This window comes from Algimonas porphyrae, assembly GCF_041429795.1.
GTDB lineage: Bacteria > Pseudomonadota > Alphaproteobacteria > Caulobacterales > Maricaulaceae > Litorimonas > Litorimonas porphyrae.
This window is the reverse complement of record NZ_CP163424.1, coordinates 2547577-2567106: the sequence shown is the minus strand read 5'-3', so window position 1 is coordinate 2567106 and position 19530 is coordinate 2547577. Positions and strand designations below refer to the sequence as shown.

Sequence of the window (19530 nt, the reverse complement as noted above, 5' to 3'; positions counted from 1 at the left end):
CCTTCAGGGAGAGGTCCCGCCGCGTAGCGCAGGGGGAGAGGGTCGAGCGAAGCGAGTTCGACATGTCGATAACCTCGCTATCGCTCGGACCCCTTCCACCTCCCTGCAGTCGGCACCTTCCCTTCAAGGGGAAAGAAAGCGTCGCTCTTGCCGCCATCATGCCGCAAACCCCGTTCCGCCTGTTGCCACACCGCGGGCTTTTATATCGGCGATGGATTGATCCCAATAATGGTCGATGTAGTGTTTCGCGATTTCCTTGCCCGTCGCGAACCACACATCATCGCTATGCGCCGTAATATGCCTGAGTGCCTCTTCGAACGGGCGGATCCTGTGGGGCTGGCTGACGAGATAGGCGTGCAGTGGAATGCACATGACGGTGCCGGAACGCTCGCCCTCTTTCAGCAATTGATCGAAATGACGTTTCAGCATATCGGTATAGCGGTCTGGGTCGAACCCCATGACAGAGTAGGTGATGACGTCATTCACTTCGAGCGAATAGGGCATCGAGACAAGCTTGCCGGATTTGGTCTTGAGGGGTTGCGGCTGGTCGTCCTGAAACAGGTCGCAGGAATACCAGAAGCCATTCTCTGCGATCAGATCGAGTGTCGATTCCGTATGTGTAAGGGCCGGTGCGAGATAGCCGCGGATGCGTTGCCCGGAGGCCGTCTCGACCGTGCGAATACTATCGTCCAGGACCGCCTGTTCCTGTTCGGGTGACAGGCCATAGGAATAGCGGGTGTTGTAGATGCCGTGGCTGAAAAACTCCCAGTCGCGCTTGATGCAATCCTCGATAATTTCCGGATGATGGTCGCAGAGCGCGACGTTCAGACTGACCGAACCGCGAAGCCTGTACTTGTCTAGCAGTTCCATCAGGCGCTGGTGTCCGACCCGGTTGCCGAAGTCGCGTTGGCTATAAGCCTGCACGTTCGGAATGGCATTCGGCCAAGGCTGCCGCTGGGGGTTGGACGGGGGCAGGAACTCGTAAAACTCGATGTTCGGCGCAATCCAGAAGGCAAGCTTCTTCCCACCCGGCCAGACGATCTTCGGCCGACCCGTATAGGGCCAGTAGTCGTAGAGGTTGGGATCAGCCTTCATAATCATCCAGCCACGCATCCACCTCGGCTACGTCCACAACATCCGCATATTTGATCAGCAGGTCGGTCAGATTGGCGAAGTGATAGCTCTCATGTTTGTCGGCCACGCATTCGACCGGGACGATGGTGCGAAAGCCGTATGACAGGCTGTCGACAGCTGTTGCGCGGACACAGCCGGAGGTGCTGCCGCCCGTCACGACGACCGTATCAATCTTGTGCCAGCGTAGAAAGCTGTTGAGCGGCGTTTCGAAGAAGGCGCTCGGCATGCGCTTGGTGTAGACAGCATCGACCTCGCAATCGATGTTGAGACGGTCATCGAACTCGTGTCGATGGGAGCCATATTTGATGTTCTGCAGGCTGTCCGGCGTATCCGTCCGCGTGCCCCAGACCCCGGCGTCAGCGGCATTGGGCATATAGGCCACACGGGTCCAGACGACGGGCAGGCCCTTGGACCGCGCCTTGTTGCTGATGCGGTCCGTATGCTCCATCTGGCGCGGATCGGTGACATAGGCGGTCTTGAACAGGTCAGGCCGGGTGTAGCTTTTCTGCGGATCGACATTCACGATGGCTAGGCGTTGACCAAAGCCGAAACGCGCGCGCGCCGGGTTGGCGCGGACCTCGTTGAAAATCTCTCTTGCGGTCTTGTCGGACCGGACCATCGTGGAACCGGTCGGGGTTGATTCAGTCATGTCGACCTTTCACTCTGTTTAAGCCGAGCCTATCTTGCTCTAACGCAAGCCGTAAAGTCCGCGGCTAATGGAAATGGTCATCATGCGCGATCACATTACGATTTCCGAAGTCGGTCCCCGCGACGGTCTGCAGAACTGCAAAGGGGTAATGCCGACCGATCTGAAGAAGCGCTGGATCACGGCGCTCTATGAGGCCGGCATTCGGGAAATCGAGGTCGGCTCCTTCGTGCCGCCGAAACTGTTCCCGCAACTGGCTGATACGGCAGAGATGGTGGCCCACGCCAAAACCTTGTCGGGCTTGCGTGTGCTGGCGCTCGTTCCCAACCTGCGCGGCGCACAGGGCGCGATTGCCGCCGGAGTTGATGCGATGGGGTTTCCACTGTCTGTCTCGGAAACGCATTCGCGCAAAAATCTGCGCCAGACACACGATCAGGCGGTCGAGAATGTCCGGCAGATTGCGGGTCTGATCGCTGAGCAGCCCGAGCATAGCCGCCCGAGTTTCGAAGGCGCGCTATCGACAGCCTTTGGATGTTCGATCGAGGGCGTCATCAAGGAAAAGGCCGTGCTGCGTCTCGCCGAACGGCTGGTAGAAGCAGGTGTGGATGAGCTCGGCCTGTCCGACACGGTCGGGTATGCCAATCCGGTTCAGGTCAAACGTCTGATCCGGCGCACGCGCGACGTGGCCGGGGCGGATCGGGTCAAATCGGTCCATCTCCACAATACGTACGGTCAGGGTCTCGCCAATGCATTTGCGGCTTGGGAAGAAGGGATCGAGACGTTCGATAGCTCGCTCGGCGGTCTCGGGGGCTGTCCGGCATCGCCCGGTGCCAGCGGCAATATCGTCACCGAAGACATGGTCCAGATGTTTCACGCCATGGGGGTAGAAACCGGGGTCGATATGGACAAGCTGATCGCGACGCGGGCTTTCCTGGAAGAAGGTCTCCCGGGCGAAGCGATCTACGGTTTCACGCCGAATGCGGGACTGCCAAAACATATGGTGGCTTGATGCGGGTTGGTGCGGTCGCACCAAGCCATAAAAAATGCCCCGCTCAAAGAGCGGGGCCCGATCGAAAGAAGGGTTCGATCGTTTCAGCTTAGCGGGTCAACTGCGCAAACTTTTTCGTGACCGGCTTATTGTGTTTCTCGGCAAAGTAGCGCTGCAGCTCGACCATCTCGATCCGGTCAATGGCGGATGCCATCAGTTCGGATGTGCAGGTCTTCAGATATGCGCTGCGGATCGACATCGACTTCACAGTCCGGAGCTGACCTTTGCAGATCGATCGCGACTGTTTCTTGATCGACGTGTAAATGACGTCGACGGGGGCGGAGGCATCAAATTGTATGGCTGCATCGAAGGTCGGTGTTGGCGCATTGTTGGCCAGCGCCGGCGCTGTGCTGGCCGCGATTGTCGTCAGGGCGATCAGGGTGGCGAGCGTCTTGGTCATGGCGGGTCTCCTGTGGGTTCGGTTCAGTTCAGGTGCAGCCTAATGGCCACGACCGATCGATGGACCGACCGCACGAACCAAGTCCTGAAGGAGAGAATGAGGATAGGTGATGGATATATGATGTCATTGAATTCGCTGTGAATTTACATGATTTTTACATCCTATGATGGTTGAAACGCTCCGGCTTTTCATGACATGTCTGGTCCATCTGCTTTTCGGCAGCTGATTGGACGGCCCTGCTTTATGACGATCGACCCCACATCGCAGTTCTGGATCGATGAATTTCGGATCGATCTTGCAGGGTTGCGAATTTTCGCTGCCAATGGCCCGCTCTCCGTCGAACCGAAAGTCATGCAGGTTCTGGAAATTCTGGCCGAGCATCCGGGCGAAACTGTTCTGCGCGAAACATTCATGCAACGTGTCTGGGACGTAGACTATGGTAGCGATGAGAGCTTGACGCGTGCCATATCTATCTTGCGCAAAGCCTTTGGCGATAGTCGTGGGCGCCGCACGATGATCGAAACAGTCCCGAGGAAAGGCTACCGTCTGATTGCGGACATCCGCTCCGGTCCGGCCAATTCTGAGAAGGATACTCCTCAGAAAGCGGGTCTTGAAAAAGCGGATGCTCAGGGAAGAAATCCTGAAATGCCTCAGGTCGGAATGCGGGAGTCAGTGCCTGAGGATTATTCGCCCGTCAGAGCTCGCCGCTCATATCTTGTTTTCGCACTCGCTGCCGCTTTGATTATCATCCCCGGCATGATCTGGCTGTTTTCCGGTAAGGCGGGAAGCTTGATCGGGGAGCAGACAGTCCGCCATTCGGTTCAGCTTCAGGGCTTTGAACCCGGAAGTCAGATTGAGGCCGACACACGACTGGCCCGCAACCTGACGTCATCGATCGCTTCGAGCTTGTCAGCCTCATCGATTGTCCTGATGGCCGGGGCGACAGATATGGAAGACACTGCCGAGATTGTGGTTCGGGGAGAGGCTTGGGTCGAGGACGGACAGCCCCATGCGCAGCTCACTTTCGATCATGCGCGTTCTGACTATCAAATCTGGACAACCGTCCTTGATCCGGAACAGATCGCAGCGCCAGACTTCGCCTTCGGCGTATCCCTTCATGTTGTGCGTCTTCTGAACTGCATGGCGTCATGGCGCGGCGACGATTATGAAAATTCGCCAGAGGCCTTGGCGCTCTATGTTCGCTTCTGTGATGCCGTCGAGCATCAACGCCTGCGGGACTATTCGCCCTTCACGCAGGACATATACGAAGCCGAGCCTGACAATCCCACGGCACTCGCACTCCACGCCTATATGCTGCATTCACGTTTGACGCGTTACCGCGATACGCCCGATGCAGAACGCAAGCCTCTCGTGGACATGTATGAGGCTTTGATCTCCGAGGCTCAAAGCTTATCTCCGGACTCGCCTTTGGTAAAAGGTCTGGCTGCTATTGTGACATCCGATGCCGATGATTGGATCGGAACGGCAGAGGCGCTTGGACCGCTCGCCTCCCGCAACGGTTTGCCGCGTACCATCTATACCCAGTATGGCGAGCATCTGCGCAAGACCGGTCGGATCCGCGATGCGCTTCAAGTTTACACGCAGTATCTGGAAAGAGATCCGACCCATCCGGCGCTTTTTTCCCGGATCGGCTGGTTGCACACGCTTGTGAATGAACACGATGCGGCTGAGCTGGCGTTCGCGCGTGCCGAAAGGATAGATCCCGATCACCCGGGCCTGTCTCAGCGTCGCGGCCAGGCGGTTCTGCACTATGGAAGCCCTGAAGAGGTGCGTAGGCTGTTCCAGAGCTATTTCGGATCAGCGGAGATCGATCCGTCCAAGCTGAGAAATTGCGATCAGCTGGCAAGCTGGATGATCGCGTTCGACCGGGTCGATCTTTCCCAGTTCAAGGCCATTTGCGGATCGTATCCCGACAGATTCTACCCGGTGCGCCAGCTCTCCTTTCTTGGCGATGTCGATGGCGCTTATCAGGCGGCCGAAGGCTACGATTGGTCATCTCATCACGGCGCCACGATCATATTGTTTTACAGAGAGATGGAAGCGTTTCGCGCCGACCCCCGTTTCTGGCCCCTCGTGGAGGATCTGGGTCTTGTCGATTATTGGAAAACGATCGATCGCTGGCCGGATTTCTGCCTCTACGAAGATCATGAGGGCTATTGTCCGGCGCGTTGAGGGGCGAGCATCATGACCGATGATAAAGCGCTCGCCTTACGCGGCGCGGAGCATTAAACTCGAAATGTGCGTTTCGGCGAAGCTTTTCTCGAAGAATTGAAATCCCGCATCCGGCCATCGGATGTGATCGGGAAACACGTGAAGCTGCGTCGGCAGGGCCGGGAGTTTGCAGGGCTGTCACCCTTTACGAATGAAAAAACGCCGTCCTTCTTCGTCAACGACCAGAAGGGGTTCTATCACTGTTTTTCCTCAGGAAAGCATGGCGATGCGATCAGCTTCCTGATGGATGTGCAGGGGCTGAGCTTTCCCGAAGCGGTCGAACAGCTCGCCCAGATGGCCGGTATGGAGCTACCAAAATCCGATCCGCGCGCCGAAGAAAAAGCCCGCGACCGCAAGGATGCCATCAGCTGGATGGAACGGGCGCAGGATCATTTTGTCAAGACGCTTTACCGCGCACCGGGCGAGGCGGCGCGCGACTATCTGAAAGGGCGTGGCCTTAGCAAAACGGCGGCGCAGCATTTCGGTCTAGGTTTTGCCGAAGACAGTTTTTCCGGTCTGAAAGATAATCTGATCCGCGAAGGTGCCGATGAGCGGCAACTGATCGAAGCGGGACTGCTGATTGATCCGGACGACAGCTCGCGCGGCAGCTGGGACCGGTTCCGCAACCGGATCATGTTCCCGATCCATGACAGCCGCGGGCGACTGGTCGCCTTTGGCGGGCGCGCCATGGACAAGGATGCCAAGGCGAAATACCTCAACTCTCCAGAGACCAAACTCTTTTCAAAAGGGCAACTGCTCTACAATTATCACCGGGCACGCGCGGCCCTGTCGGACCCCAAGAATCCGGCGCGCGGCCTGATCGTCGTCGAAGGCTATATGGATGTGATCGCCCTGTCGCGGGCCGGATTTCGCCATGCCGTCGCACCGCTGGGCACGGCGTTGACGGAAGACCAGCTGGCGCTGATCTGGCGCGCGGGACCAGATGGCTATCTCTGTTTCGATGGCGACAAGGCAGGTCTGCGCGCGGCCTACCGGTCGATCGAGCGCGCTTTGCCGTTGCTTAAACCCGGACAGAGCCTGCGCTTCGTTATCCTGCCGGACGGGCAAGACCCGGACGATCTGATCCAGGATAAAGGCGCGCACGCGTTCACCGCCCTGCTCGAGCGCAGCGTGCCGCTCGTCGACATGCTCTGGCGGCGCGAAGTCGAGCGCGAGCCGCTCACCACGCCGGAAGCCAAAGCCGGGTTGAAATCGCGCCTTTACGATGCCTTGCGCGAAATCCGGGACGCCACGGTGCGCGAACTGTACGAAGCCAATCTTTTGGGTCGATTCGATAAACAGTTCGGACGGGTCTGGACCCCTAATCGGCGTAAACCACAGGAGAAGAAGGCAGATAAGGCGATGATCGCGCGCGGCGCGGCCACGCTCGCCAACCGGACACGGAGTGCCAACACCTTATTAGGTGGTATTTTGCTCTTCCCGGAGCTGCTATCTGAGGTCGATGAGAGCTTTTTCGGGCTCGAATTCGACGATCCGGCCCACATAGCGGCACAAAGATCAGTTCTGCGCTACTGGCGACAGACGAAAGCTGTTGATATCACGGGGTTGCATGCGCATATGTCCGAGGACGGATTGGAGGAGGAGCTTCGCGCCATCCTGTCACGGCGGCTGTTGATAATGGCGGCTCTGGGCGGTGCGGAAGCGGAAAAAGGCGATCGCGCGGCAAACTGGATGGCCATTGCCGGCACCTATATGGATAACGCCCGAACAGACGCAGCTCCCCCTGACGCGCGGTCACGCATGGCCGAAACGATCCGCAAGGATAATGCTGAGGCGATGCATCGCCTCATGCGGGCACAATCGCGTGCTCGCGACTGACAGAAACAAGGCCCTGGCGTTGCACTGGCAAGCGTGAGGGCTCTTTGAGTTTGTGCGACCGCGGTATTTGCCGCCGGATCGCCTAAGGAGACGGACGTTAATGGCCGAGGCCGATCCCAAAACAGACGTAAGCGAAACCGCCGCGGCCGATCAGGCCGATCAGACGGAGGTGCCGAAAAGCCGGCTCGACTTCGATAATATCGACGTCAAGCGGATGCTGACCAAGGCCAAGAAAACGGGTCTGCTTACCACCGAAGAGCTGAACAAGCATCTCGATATCGATGGGATTTCCGCCGAAGAGATTGAGGTCGTTCTGGCGGCACTCTCCGAAATGGGCATTTCCGTCCACGAGGAGAAGGAAGAGGAAACGCTCGGCCCGAAAACGCTGGCCCGGACGGAAACGACGGCGGTCAAGGGCGGTAATTCCAAAGAAGAACTCGACCGGACCGACGATCCGGTGCGCATGTATTTGCGCGAGATGGGCGTGGTCGAATTACTATCTCGCGAAGGCGAGATCGCCATCGCAAAGCGGATCGAGGCCGGACGCAACACCATGATCAAGGGTCTGTGCGAAAGCGCGCTGACGTTTGAAGCCCTGATGATCTGGCGGGACGAACTGGCCGAAGGGGCCATCCTGCTGCGCGACATCATCGATCTGGACGGCACTTATAACCGCGCCATCGGCAACATTCAGGAAGATCGTTCGCATCTGGCCGTGCGCCGCGAAAAGATCGAAAAAGGCGAGCTGGAAGCCGAAGAGGGTGATCTGCCGAGCCTGGCTGAAGAGCGGAAGCTTAAACTGCCGGAGCGCAACTACAAGCCTGGCGAGAAGCCGATCGAGGACGATACGGACGACGAAGAGGATAAGACCAACCTCTCCATGGCCGCGATGGAAGCCGCGCTGCGCGAAGACATTATGGAGAAGCTGGACCGGATTTCCGAAGACTTCCAGCGCTTCCAGAAACTGCAGCAGATGATTATTGCCGCACGGTTGAAAGGCAAGAAGCTGCGCGCGCCGCAACGCGCCGAGTATGAAGAGATTCAGGACCGGATCGTCGACGAGATCAAGGACCTGCAGCTCAACAATGCCCGTATCGAAGCGCTGGTCGAGCAGCTCTTCCACATCAATAAGCGCTTCATCAGTCTGGAAGGTCGTTTGATGCGTCTGGCGGACGGCAATGGCGTGCCGCGGCAGGAATTCCTCGCCGCCTATCTCGGGTCCGAACTCAATCCAAACTGGCTGGAAGAACAGCGCGGGGCTTCCGATGCGTGGGATCGTTTCATCGCGCGCGAAGGCAAGACGATCGAGAACATCCGCAGCGAGATCGGCGAAATGGCCAAGGAAACCGGCGTGCCAGTCGATGAATTCCGCCGAATTGTTCAGACCGTTCAGAAAGGTCAGCGCGAAGCACGTCAGGCCAAGAAGGAAATGGTCGAAGCCAATCTGCGCCTCGTGATCTCCATTGCGAAGAAATACACCAATCGCGGTCTGCAATTCCTTGACCTGATTCAGGAAGGCAATATCGGGCTGATGAAGGCGGTCGACAAATTCGAATATCGGCGCGGCTACAAGTTCTCGACCTATGCGACTTGGTGGATTCGTCAGGCCATCACGCGCTCCATCGCCGATCAGGCCCGGACTATCCGGATTCCGGTGCATATGATCGAAACGATCAACAAGATCGTCCGCACATCACGTCAGATCCTCCACGAAATCGGTCGTGAGCCGACACCCGAAGAACTGGCTGCCAAGCTCTCCATGCCGCTCGAAAAAGTGCGCAAGGTGATGAAAATTGCCAAGGAACCAATCAGTCTGGAAACGCCGATCGGGGACGAGGAAGATAGCCAGCTGGGTGACTTCATCGAAGACAGTAATGCGATCCTGCCGATCGACAGCGCGATTTAATCGAACCTGCGTGAAACCACGACCCGCGTTCTCGCCTCACTCACTCCGCGCGAAGAACGCGTCCTGCGCATGCGCTTCGGCATCGGCATGAACACGGATCATACGCTCGAAGAGGTCGGTCAGCAGTTCAGCGTGACGCGAGAGCGGATCCGGCAGATCGAAGCCAAAGCCCTGCGTAAGCTCAAGCACCCAAGCCGGAGCCGCAAGCTACGGAGCTTCCTGGATCAGTAGTTTCAGGCGATGGTTGTTCATCCTACTTGCCGGTGTTTTCTTGGTGGGTGGGTATATCTTGGCCAAATACATCGGATTGTGGGGGCGCCAGTTTTCCGCTGGCTTCAACTCCGACGCGATACTCCGATTTGACCGGGTTGGTCAGACTTTGGTTCACGAGATCGCTCCCTCGTCTCGCGGTATTACCAAATATAGACTATATACGCCCATGGATCGCGATGTAGGCGTGTCAGCGTTTCGGTATGACTTCCATGTCGGGCACGGTTTTTGCCGTGGCGGTGTTTTTGAAACCGACACTGAAATTGTTCAGCTTTTCAAAGATGAAAGCAGGCGTCTGAGCTATTCCTACCCTTATTTTGGGAACGTCGTATCTCCACCGCTTTCAAAGCGGTCCGAACCTGTCTGTCTCAATATTACCTTGGCAAGCATGTCTGAGGAGTCAGTGCCAACTGAGCCTATTCGTATCGCCGTGGTCAATACTCGGCCTTGCTGGTTGATCGAGTGCTGGCTGGACTGAGGATCCATATGTCTGGAGATGGTAGGAACGATGGGCGTCGATCAAGAGAATAGGACGATATTGGGGTAGGATCACTTCCTTATCGTGAGGCTTTAAAGCACAAATATCATCGCGGCTATTGCACTATCTTTGCGGCGCCGTCTCTGACCGGGCGACGCGGATGAGCGCAGCCGCAGCCTTGCGGGTCGGAGCAGGACTGGTGACGATTCTCACTACGCAGCGTGGGACTAACGCTGCGGCGTTCCTTACTCATCGACAGGGTCGCCTTGCCGATCAGAGCAATACCTAAAAGCTGAACTGCCCGACGATCGGGACGTGGTCGCTGGGCTTGACGCCTTCGCGCACGAATTTGTCGATCGTGACGTCTTCGAGCTTATCCACAGCCTGCGCGTTGCAGAGCAGGTGGTCGATGCGGATGCCGTAATTATTCTGCCAGGCCCCGCCCTGATAATCCCAGAAGCTGTACATACCGTCCCGCCCGTCCAGCGTTTCGAACGCATCATAGAGGCCGAGATTCTTGATTGCGCGGAATGCGGCCAATGTTTCCGGACGGTAGAGCGCATCGCCCCACCAGGCTTTGGGATCATGCGTGTCGCCCGCGCGCGGAATGACGTTGTAATCGCCTGCCAGAATGAGCGGTTCTTCGTGGCTCAGCAAGCGGTGCGCATGGTCCTTCAGACGCGCCATCCAGTCCAGCTTGTAACGGTATTTCTCGCTATCGCCCTGTTCGCCGACCGGATTGCCATTGGGCAGATAGATCCCGCCAACCCGCACGACACCCGTGCCTGCGGGGACGACCACTTCGATGTAGCGGGCCTGTTCGTCGCCATCATCGCCCGGCAGCCCGGTTATGGTTTCCTCTGGCGTTTCCCGACTCAGGATCGCCACGCCGTTATAGCTTTTCTGTCCATGGACCGCGCAATGATAGCCCAGCGCCTCGATCTCCATGCGTGGAAAACCCTCATCGACCGTCTTGATTTCTTGCAGGCAGAGCACATCAGGCTGAGCGGTCTCCAGCCACTTAGTCAGCGCATGCATCCGCGCCTTGACCGAATTGATGTTCCAGGAAGCAATTTTCATGCGCTGCGCGTCGGAAGTTTGGGCGGATGTGTCAAGGTGGTGCCGTGAAACTTGCCGGAAGGTGCGCTTGAAGCCATGGCGAGGGGCTGACCCGGATTAGGCGTTGCACGCGCCGCTCAGCCTTCCTATCCCGTTATCGTGTCGCAACTTTCCGACAATTCCCGACTGATCGTTGTTTCGAACCGCACGGCGGTCGATCCGGAGAGCCGGGCCGGGGGGCTGGCTGTCGCGGTGTGGGACTCGCTGTCCAAGCGTGGCGGTACCTGGATTGGCTGGTCCGGGCAGCTCAAGGATTATCCGTCGTCGCGGCCCCGTCTTGTCGAAGATGGGGCGGTCGATTTTGCGCTGCTGGATCTGCGCAAGGCCGACTATGACGACTTCTATCTCGGCTACGCCAACGAAGTTTTGTGGCCAACCCTGCATAACCGGCTCGATCTGGCTCAGTTCGACAATGACTCCTACCCAGCTTATCGCCGCATCAATCGGCACTTTGCGGACTGTGTCATGGACCGGGCGCGAGATGGAGATTTCGTCTGGGTGCAGGATTACCATTTCTTCCCGCTGGCCCGTGATCTGCGCGCAAAGGGCCGTACGGGACCCATCGGTTTCTTTCTTCACATCCCGTTTCCTGCGCCGGAAATCTTTCGCGCGATTCCGGATGCGCCGGATCTGATCCAGGCCATCGCGCATTATGACCTGATCGGGCTGCAGACCGCTGGCGACGTCAAGAATTTGCGCGACACGCTGATCGAGGAACTGGGTGGGGTCGCTCTGGACGATGACTGTGTGCGTATCGGCGAGCATATTGTCCGGCTGCGTCATTGTCCGATCGGGATCGATGTCGATGCCTTTCGCGACGAAGTGAATAGCGAGCCGGCGCAGCAGGCCGTGGCGCGACTATCGCAGTTTCTAGATGGGCGGAAACTGATGCTGGGTGTCGACCGGATGGATTATTCCAAGGGGTTGCCGCAGCGGTTCGAAGCGATTTCGCGCCTGTTCGATACCTATCCAGATACGCATGGCACGGTGAACTTCACCCAGATCGCGCCGCCGTCGCGATCCCGCGTGGATGAGTACAAGAATTTGCGCAAACGCATCGATCGGCTGTGCGGGCGGATCAATGGCAGCAATGGCGATCTCGACTGGCTGCCTATCCGGTATCTGGCGCGCGGCTATAAGCGCGAGGAACTGGCCGGTATTTACCGGCTTGCCAAAGTCTGTCTGGTGACCCCTTTGCAAGACGGGATGAACCTCGTCGCCAAGGAATATGTGGCCGCGCAGGATGCGGATGATCCGGGCGTGCTGGTTCTGTCCAAATTCGCCGGCGCAGCGCGACAGATGGGCGATGCCGTCATCGTCAATCCGCATGATCTGGACGGGACGGCAGCGGCGATCAAAATGGCGCTCGACATGCCTTTAGCCGAGCGGCAACGGCGTTGGCAGTCGCTCTATGACGGTATTCGGCGCGAAGATATCAATTGGTGGCGGGCGCGCTATTTCGCCTGAGCGGCGGACGCGATAAACACGTTTATGAGTCGATCCCTTCCGCAGCCACTCGATGCGTCCCACGCGCTTTTTCTGGACTTTGACGGCACATTGACGCCGCTGCAGGATGATGCCGACAAGGTCCACCTGAGCGAGGCCAAGACGCATTGGCTGACCGAACTGGCGGCCCATCTGGGCGGCGCACTGGCCATCATATCGGGACGAGACGTCCGCGATCTGTCACGCCGCACGCCGGACACGCTGCTGCGGATCGGAAATCACGGTCTCTACCGTCTGGACCCGGGTCAGACCGCGCTGCCGGCGCTGGCCGCCCTGCCGACATCAGCTCAAGCGGTGCTGCAGGACATTGCGGCGAGCCATGACAAGGTCTTTCTGGAAGAGAAAGGGCCGGTCGGAACGCTGCATTTCCGGGCCAATCCGCAGGCAGGACCGACTATTATCGGGGCGTTGCGAAAGCTGGCAGACGCTGTACCTGATTATGGCTGCAAAGTCGGCAATCATGTTGCAGAACTGATTCCCGATCATGCGAATAAAGGCGCCGCGCTGACTCGCACTATGACCGCACCGCCATTCATTGGGCGGATACCCGTCATGATCGGGGACGACACAACTGACGAAGACGGCTTCATCGCGGCCAAAGCGTTGGGCGGGTTCGGCATCAAGGTCGGACCGGGCGACACTGCCGCAACGGCGCGGCTCGCGTCGGTCGATGCGGTCTGGGCCTGGCTGAAAGGGACAAAATGAGCGCGGCACGAGCCAGCAATCTGGATTTCGGGGTGATCGGCAATTGCCGGATCGCGGCCCTCATCGATAGCCGGGGTGACTATCAATGGCTCTGCCTGCCGCGCCTGGACGGGGATCCGGTGCTAAACGCACTATTGGGCGGCGAAGGGCGTTTTTCCATCACACTGTCCGATCTGGCCGACACAGAACAATGCTATCTTCGCAATACGGCGGTGCTACGCACGGTTCTCACCGATGCGAACGGTGCCCAGATCGAAATCGTCGATTTCGCCCCGCGTTTTCGCAGTCGGGGTCGCATGTTTCGTCCGGCGCAGATCGTTCGCCTTATTCGCCCGCTCTCGGGTCTGCCGCAGATCGCCGTTCAGCTCTCGCCTAGTGAAGGTTTCAACAACCAATCGATGCCTTCCAGTCGCGGCGTCAGCCATGTCCGCTATGGGGAGGGATCCGACGCGCTGCGCGTGACCACCAATGCACCGATCGATCATCTGATCAGCGGGCACAGCTTTGCCATTGATCGCGAGCTGGTTTTCATCCTGGGGCCCGATACGACAATCCCCGAAGATCCCATTCATCTGGCGCGCGAATGGGAGCAGGAAACGATCGATTACTGGCGGAACTGGGTCCATGCCATGGCGACCCCGCCTGACTGGCAGGAGGCGGTTATCCGCGCCGCTATCACGCTGCAGCTCTGCGTCTATGAGGAAACTGGCGGCATTGTTGCGGCGCTGACTACGTCGATTCCGGAACATGATCATTGCGAACGCAACTGGGATTACCGCTATTGCTGGATTCGCGACAGCTACTTTACCGTGACGGCCTTGAACCGCTGCGCATCGATGGGGGCGCTGGAACATTATCTGCGCTTCCTGCGCTCCGTCGTCGCCATGACCGATCAGGACGGTCCCGATAGCGGCCATGTCCAGCCGCTCTTCGGCATCGGTCTCGAAACCAACATCACCGAGCATATCGAAGATGCTCTGCCCGGCTATAAGGGCAATCGCCCGGTCCGGCGCGGCAATCAGGCCTATGAACATATTCAGCACGACGTCTATGGCCAGATCGTGCTGGCGGCAACGCCGGCCTTTTTCGATCAGCGTCTGCATTCGGCGTACGGCGAAGCTGAATTCCGCGCCCTTGAACCGATCGGCGAACGCGCCTTTCGCGTTCATGATACGTCAGATGCAGGCATCTGGGAGTTTCGCGAAATCGCCCATGTCCATACCAGCAGTGCCATCATGTGCTGGGCTGCCTGCGACCGCCTGTCCCGGATTGCCAATCATATCGGCCTGGCAGAACGGGCTAGCTACTGGGCGGAACGGGCCGCGATCATCCATGCCACGGTGTGCGAGCGCGGGTTCGATGCGAACAAGAATGCCTTCACCATGGCCTACGGTGTCGAAGACCTCGATGCGTCGGTTCTGCTGATGGCGGAGATCGGCTTCCTCCCCGCCAGTGACCCGCGCTACATCGGCACGGTCGATGCTGTCGACCGGGAGCTGCGCGTCGGCAACCATGTCTTCCGCTACAAGGCAGAGGACGATTTCGGAAAGCCGAAGACCGCCTTCACCGTCTGTACCTTCTGGCATCTAGATGCGCTCTGGCGGATCGGTCGCCGTGACGAAGCCCGCGCTATGTTCGAGACTGTCTTGCGACAAGCGAACCATCTCGGCCTGCTCTCAGAGGACCTCCATCCTGAAACGGGCGAACTCTGGGGCAACTTCCCTCAAACCTATTCCATGGCGGGGATTATCAATAGCGCCTTCCTGATGAGCCGCGACTGGCCGGATGTGGTGTAAGGAAGTTGAACCAAAGATACTGTTGACTCCATACATAATGTTGTATACATACAACATTATGATTTATAATCGCATCAAGACACTGCGAACAGATCGTGGTCTGTCACGGAAGGCGCTGGCCGATGCGATTGGCGTGAACTTTCAGACGATCGGCTATCTGGAACGGGGTGACTATAATCCGTCACTCGAGTTGGCCTTCAAGTTGGCAGACTATTTCGATGTGACGGTTGAGACGGCCTTCAGCCGCACCCCGTTCCAGAGCTTGGCCGAAGAATTGCGCGCATCTCGGGCTGCCGAATAGGAGAGTATGATGTTGAAATGGTATGCGGACGTTTTTCGTTTCAAGCCCGACACATTGACGCGTAGGAAGTTGATGCGTCTTCGGGCGCTCGCTCTGCTCGCACTGCCCGTATTTCCACTATTCATTCTTTTAAGAACCAATCTGGAAAGTGATGTTCCGGCAATGGAGCCGCTCATCAATGCTCTGGATAATCCGGCCGGATGGGGCGTCATGTTCCTGTCTTTCTGCGCCCTGACCGCTCTGTGTCTGGCACGCGTGATCAATCGGTTCTGGGCCCGTGATCGCTATCTGGATGAATGGGAAGTCGAGATGAAGCATGCCTCCATGGCCTTCGCCCTGCAATGTATTCTCTATCTTTCTCTGTTCACGCTGATTGCGGGAATGCTCTTGCAATATTGGGGTTGGGTCGATCCAATCCGCATGTCCGTGGTGACGGCGATGTTTATTCTGGTTTCCCTGATGTTTTACGCCCAATTCCTCTATGTCCTTCTCAATCTACAACCCATCCATGAGGAGGATGAATTAGCCTCCTCCGCATAATCAATCCCCGTATTCCCGCACCATGCCAGACCTCTATCCCTCACGTCACACGCATGAGGGGACACATCATTCCTCGAATTGGGGCGTGGCGACGGCATGGGTGTGCCGGATGGGTTGCGGTGACGCGTGATCAACGGTTGGGGGCGAGAGCTCTCGCGACAGTCCGATGCAGTGATGGGATGGCGCGTGATGTGCGCGCCATGATCATCCGGACTGTGCGCGACCGGCTGGACTGGTCAGGCGGAGAACGGTGGGCGTGCGCCCGCAAGGGGGGGTCCGTCAGCGAGGCACAGCGTGAGCCGGACCGACCGTGTCATTCCGGACGAGGCCGTCCCCGCCTCATGTCTTCTTATTACGATCGAGGGGACACCAAGGCGTGATGCCGGAGATGGCCTCCGGTTGGATGGAGGCGGCTGCCTGCATCTAACATGTCATCCCGGACAAGCGGTATCAGCCGGGACTAGCCGGATGTAGTGTGGGAAGTTTGATACTTATCGTCTATTCTGGTTGTTCTGTGAGTTCTTCGATTATTTCGGCTGGGTCATCAGACAGAACGAAATCATAGAGACGACCTTTCACGAGGATTGTGTTGTACAGACGTGGGGTATCCCTTTTCAATGATAGCAGTTTCTGATCTACTTCTACAACGCTTAGCCCTTCCAGAGCTGGAGTCTCATTCAGTTCCGCTGCTTCGTTAGCAATATCGATTGGTGGGGATGTCTCTTTGACACCATCAATGTCTGGCGCTGGTCCGATCGCTAATCTTATAGTGCCGAAAGTCATAGGAGATTGGGAAAAGCCGGGTGCATTGCGGATAGACCTGACGCCAAGGAAGATCCGTCGATTGTGAATGGCAATCTCACGCTCAGAGTCCAGTTCGCCTAATTTGACCAAGATAAGTCTGTTTTCTCTCTCATTATCTAAAAGGAGTTGGAGCATTTCCAAATTACGCTGAGTGTATATCGTCTCAACGACATCAGCAGACGAGTTGCTTCGAGGCGCGTCGATCTGCTGGTTACCGAAAAATTTCAACATCATAGCGAACGCAATAATGACGAACACGAAACCTAGGGCGATCTCTGGGCCAAGGCCTAGTTTTTGGGTGCGGTCGGGTTGAGCGAGTGGTACCCGGTGCTTTGGCGCATAAGTAGTGTTGATCCGCATGCAATTTTCAATCCAGCTGATCTGGGCGTGTCGCGGGCCATCAATCTCGGTTGAATTGTCCCAGTCCATGCCCCTGAAGATACCGGCGGCCAGTGACGGTTCGATAAGCGGTTTAGGCGGGGCGACAGGTTCGGGCTGGTCGCGTCGCCGGTCGATATCCGCATTATATATATCAATAAGGTGGCTACGGAGCACGGCGTCGAAGATGATCCAGTCATCCAGCGACTCTTCGCGTCTGGGACGGATCAAAGCCCTCCATGCTGTAGGGTCATTGCGCTTGTCTTCATCCGTCAGGACGGCCTGGATCAGTTCTGAATAATGATTGGCCGTCTTCTGATGCGGTGGCTCATCATCAGGTCTGGCGGGCCTCCCGCTTTGGATGGTGTCACTGTGACTGTGCGCTGCTGCATCGTCGATATTATGAGCCGAAACAGAATGACCGTCTGCCACATTATCATGATGTGGATTTTCGTCTTGGGATTGCCGGAAGGCAACCCGCGCCTTCACGAAATCGTAGGCCTGACGCAATGCCATGAACCCTTCAGGGTCATCTTCCGGCCGCGTTTGACGTAGTTGCTGACTATAGGCCCGCTTGATCGCTTTCAGATCGAGGTCATCGTCCCGGAGACCCAGAATGGCGAGTGCTTCGGGGTAAGTCATAGAAGATCATCGCGCTCAAGCATGTCGAGGTTTTCGTGCAATTGCTTGCGTGCGGTCTCGATCTCCTTCGGCACCTGTCGGGCGATGATGGCTTCGAAATCACTCAACATGCCTTCTATCAACTGCCGTCGATCTCCGAGCGAATTCTCGTAAAGGGATTTGCAGCGTTCAATGGCGGCCCGGTTGATGGAGTGTTCGATCGGATGTACTTTCAGCGCTGCCAGGCCCATCAGCCTCTCATTGATTTCGCCTTCAGTCATGGCGCCCGAATTGCCTTCGATCACGAGCCGCTTTTCATGGCCCGTAGAAACGACGGTGGCGATCACTTCCAAGATGCCCGATACGTCATAGGTGAAGCGGACATCGAACCCGCTTTCTTCAATTTTTCCTGACCCGATATGCAGCTTGAGTTTTCCGAGAAACACGTTTTCGTCAACTCTCGGAGACTCACCCTGATAGATATCGATCTCGACCATGGTCTGTTCGGGATGCATTTTCTGAAATCTATCGACGCGCGAAACGGGTATCACCATATTGCGTTCGATGATTGGGACGAAGTGGCCTGTCGTGATCTGACCGCCCTGACCGTGGCGCGAGGAATCGATGCCGAGCGTAAAAGGGCTGACATCTGTCATCACCCTGTCTTCCAAAGCCGCATGTCGTGCCAGAAGACCGGACTGGACACAGGCGCCTAGGGCGATGACCTTGTCAGGGTCGAGCCGATGCTCCGGGAAGGTTTTCATCAGTCGCGTGATGGCTTGGCGGACAATCGGCATTCGCGTTGCACCGCCCACAAGGATGACCCGGTCAAGGTCGCGCGTCATCATACCGGCATCGCCAAGGGCGCGCTGGATGGGGCGCCGCAGTCGTTCCAGCAGAGGCTTGGCGATTTCGGAAAACCGATCTTGGGTCATTTCCAGCGTGTGCTCTTGCTGATCATGCCGATACACGGGTGAGAGACGTTCGATGGTTCCGAGAGCGATCTTGGCCTGTTCGGCAATATGTCGCAAGGAGGCCGCAGCCTCGCTGGACAGGCTCTTGCCGATATCGCCAAGTTGCTCTCGGAAATCGGCATCGATAGCGTCTGTAAAATCCTCGCCGCCGAGCATGATGTCGCCCGCGCTGGACCGGACCTCCATGATGCCATCAAAAACCTCGAGTATGGAGACATCAAACGTTCCGCCTCCCAAATCCAGTATCAGGAGGGATTCGTCCTCATCCGTATCGACCCCGTAGGCAAGAGCCGCCGCGGTCGGTTCATTGATAAGCCGCTCCACATTCAGACCTGCCATGCGCCCGGCGGCAAATGTGGCTTTACGCTGCAGGTCGTTGAAATAGGCTGGAACTGAAATAACTGCGCGGCTCACACTCTGTCCGAGCATGCGTTCTGCATCACCCTTGAGAGATCGCAAGACCATCGCCGACAGCTCTTCGGCGCGATAGTTCGTCTTGCCCAGCTTGAATATCTTGTTGGTTCCCATGAACCGCTTGAAACGCGCCGCTGACAGGTCAGGGTGGGAGATCAGCCTGTGTTTCGCGACGTCGCCGACCGCAATATTGTCTTTTTCCAGAAGTGTGACCGCTGATGGCGTCATATGCGAGTCGTTCGCATTTTCGACGAGCGAAGGACCATCATTGGTAAAAACTCCGATCAGCGAATTGGTCGTGCCAAGATCTATACCGACGATGATGTCGGAATTCCTGTTATCCCAGGGCGATGATGTCACGTCCGGAGTCCCCCATTCATGCGGCATGACTATTCGGTGTCATGATGCTTATATCAAGA

The 19530-nt window shown here is 57.4% G+C and carries 15 protein-coding genes and 1 pseudogene; 10 read left to right on the top strand and 6 right to left on the bottom strand.

The window, feature by feature from the left end:
* Positions 1–156 precede the first annotated feature (156 nt).
* On the bottom strand, positions 157–1095 hold the full coding sequence (locus tag AB6B39_RS12545) for a polysaccharide deacetylase family protein (protein WP_348520149.1): 939 nt from the start codon (positions 1093–1095) through the stop codon (positions 157–159).
* Positions 1085–1753 carry an isochorismatase family protein gene (locus AB6B39_RS12540; RefSeq protein ID WP_348520150.1) on the bottom strand — a complete coding sequence of 223 codons (669 nt, stop codon included), beginning with the start codon at positions 1751–1753 and terminating at the stop codon, positions 1085–1087. The genes AB6B39_RS12545 and AB6B39_RS12540 overlap by 11 nt, the downstream gene beginning before the upstream one ends.
* 97 nt (positions 1754–1850) lie before the next feature.
* Here AB6B39_RS12540 and AB6B39_RS12535 point away from each other — a divergent pair, with 97 nt between their 5' ends.
* The gene (locus tag AB6B39_RS12535; protein ID WP_371398606.1) at positions 1851–2789 is read left to right on the top strand and encodes a hydroxymethylglutaryl-CoA lyase; all 939 of its coding nucleotides are present in this window, start codon (positions 1851–1853) and stop codon (positions 2787–2789) included.
* Positions 2790–2877: 88 nt separating this feature from the next.
* On the opposite strand, the gene AB6B39_RS12530 is transcribed toward AB6B39_RS12535, so the two are convergent.
* Positions 2878–3228 (bottom strand): hypothetical protein, encoded by a 351-nt coding sequence (locus AB6B39_RS12530; RefSeq protein WP_284369832.1) that lies wholly within the window; start codon positions 3226–3228, stop codon positions 2878–2880.
* A gap of 243 nt (positions 3229–3471) precedes the next feature.
* Between AB6B39_RS12530 and AB6B39_RS12525 the strand changes: the two genes are divergently transcribed.
* From AB6B39_RS12525 to AB6B39_RS12510, 4 genes and pseudogenes are all read left to right on the top strand, one after another.
* Complete coding sequence (locus AB6B39_RS12525; protein WP_284369834.1) at positions 3472–5421, top strand: winged helix-turn-helix domain-containing protein; 1950 nt, start codon at positions 3472–3474, stop codon at positions 5419–5421.
* A gap of 66 nt (positions 5422–5487) precedes the next feature.
* The gene (gene dnaG, locus AB6B39_RS12520) at positions 5488–7299 is read left to right on the top strand and encodes a DNA primase (protein WP_284369836.1); all 1812 of its coding nucleotides are present in this window, start codon (positions 5488–5490) and stop codon (positions 7297–7299) included.
* Positions 7300–7399: 100 nt separating this feature from the next.
* A pseudogene (gene rpoD, locus AB6B39_RS12515) lies at positions 7400–9436 on the top strand (RNA polymerase sigma factor RpoD).
* Positions 9437–9644: 208 nt separating this feature from the next.
* On the top strand, positions 9645–9953 hold the full coding sequence (locus AB6B39_RS12510; RefSeq protein ID WP_371398605.1) for a hypothetical protein: 309 nt from the start codon (positions 9645–9647) through the stop codon (positions 9951–9953).
* Between the two features lie 285 nt (positions 9954–10238).
* On the opposite strand, the gene xth is transcribed toward AB6B39_RS12510, so the two are convergent.
* Positions 10239–11033: an exodeoxyribonuclease III gene (gene xth, locus AB6B39_RS12505; RefSeq protein ID WP_284369840.1), complete on the bottom strand. Its 795-nt coding sequence runs from the start codon at positions 11031–11033 to the stop codon at positions 10239–10241.
* A gap of 138 nt (positions 11034–11171) precedes the next feature.
* Here xth and AB6B39_RS12500 point away from each other — a divergent pair, with 138 nt between their 5' ends.
* From AB6B39_RS12500 to AB6B39_RS12480, 5 genes are read left to right on the top strand one after another with little or no spacing between them, the layout of a single operon-like run.
* Positions 11172–12539: an alpha,alpha-trehalose-phosphate synthase (UDP-forming) gene (locus AB6B39_RS12500; RefSeq protein ID WP_284369842.1), complete on the top strand. Its 1368-nt coding sequence runs from the start codon at positions 11172–11174 to the stop codon at positions 12537–12539.
* Positions 12540–12563: 24 nt separating this feature from the next.
* Complete coding sequence (gene otsB / locus AB6B39_RS12495) at positions 12564–13283, top strand: trehalose-phosphatase (protein WP_284369844.1); 720 nt, start codon at positions 12564–12566, stop codon at positions 13281–13283.
* A complete protein-coding gene (locus AB6B39_RS12490) occupies positions 13280–15079 on the top strand; it encodes a glycoside hydrolase family 15 protein (RefSeq protein WP_284369846.1) in 1800 nt (599 codons plus the stop codon). Before otsB ends, AB6B39_RS12490 begins: the two co-directional genes overlap by 4 nt.
* Before the next feature lie 58 nt (positions 15080–15137).
* On the top strand, positions 15138–15380 hold the full coding sequence (locus tag AB6B39_RS12485; RefSeq protein WP_284369848.1) for a helix-turn-helix transcriptional regulator: 243 nt from the start codon (positions 15138–15140) through the stop codon (positions 15378–15380).
* Between the two features lie 6 nt (positions 15381–15386).
* Complete coding sequence (locus AB6B39_RS12480) at positions 15387–15920, top strand: hypothetical protein (RefSeq protein WP_284369850.1); 534 nt, start codon at positions 15387–15389, stop codon at positions 15918–15920.
* Positions 15921–16418: 498 nt separating this feature from the next.
* Here the strand turns inward: AB6B39_RS12480 and AB6B39_RS12475 are convergent, their stop codons facing one another.
* A complete protein-coding gene (locus tag AB6B39_RS12475) occupies positions 16419–17744 on the bottom strand; it encodes a hypothetical protein (RefSeq protein ID WP_284369852.1) in 1326 nt (441 codons plus the stop codon).
* Entirely contained in the window at positions 17741–19471 is a 1731-nt protein-coding gene (locus AB6B39_RS12470; RefSeq protein ID WP_284369853.1) for an Hsp70 family protein, read from the bottom strand. The genes AB6B39_RS12475 and AB6B39_RS12470 overlap by 4 nt, the downstream gene beginning before the upstream one ends.
* Positions 19472–19530 lie beyond the last annotated feature (59 nt).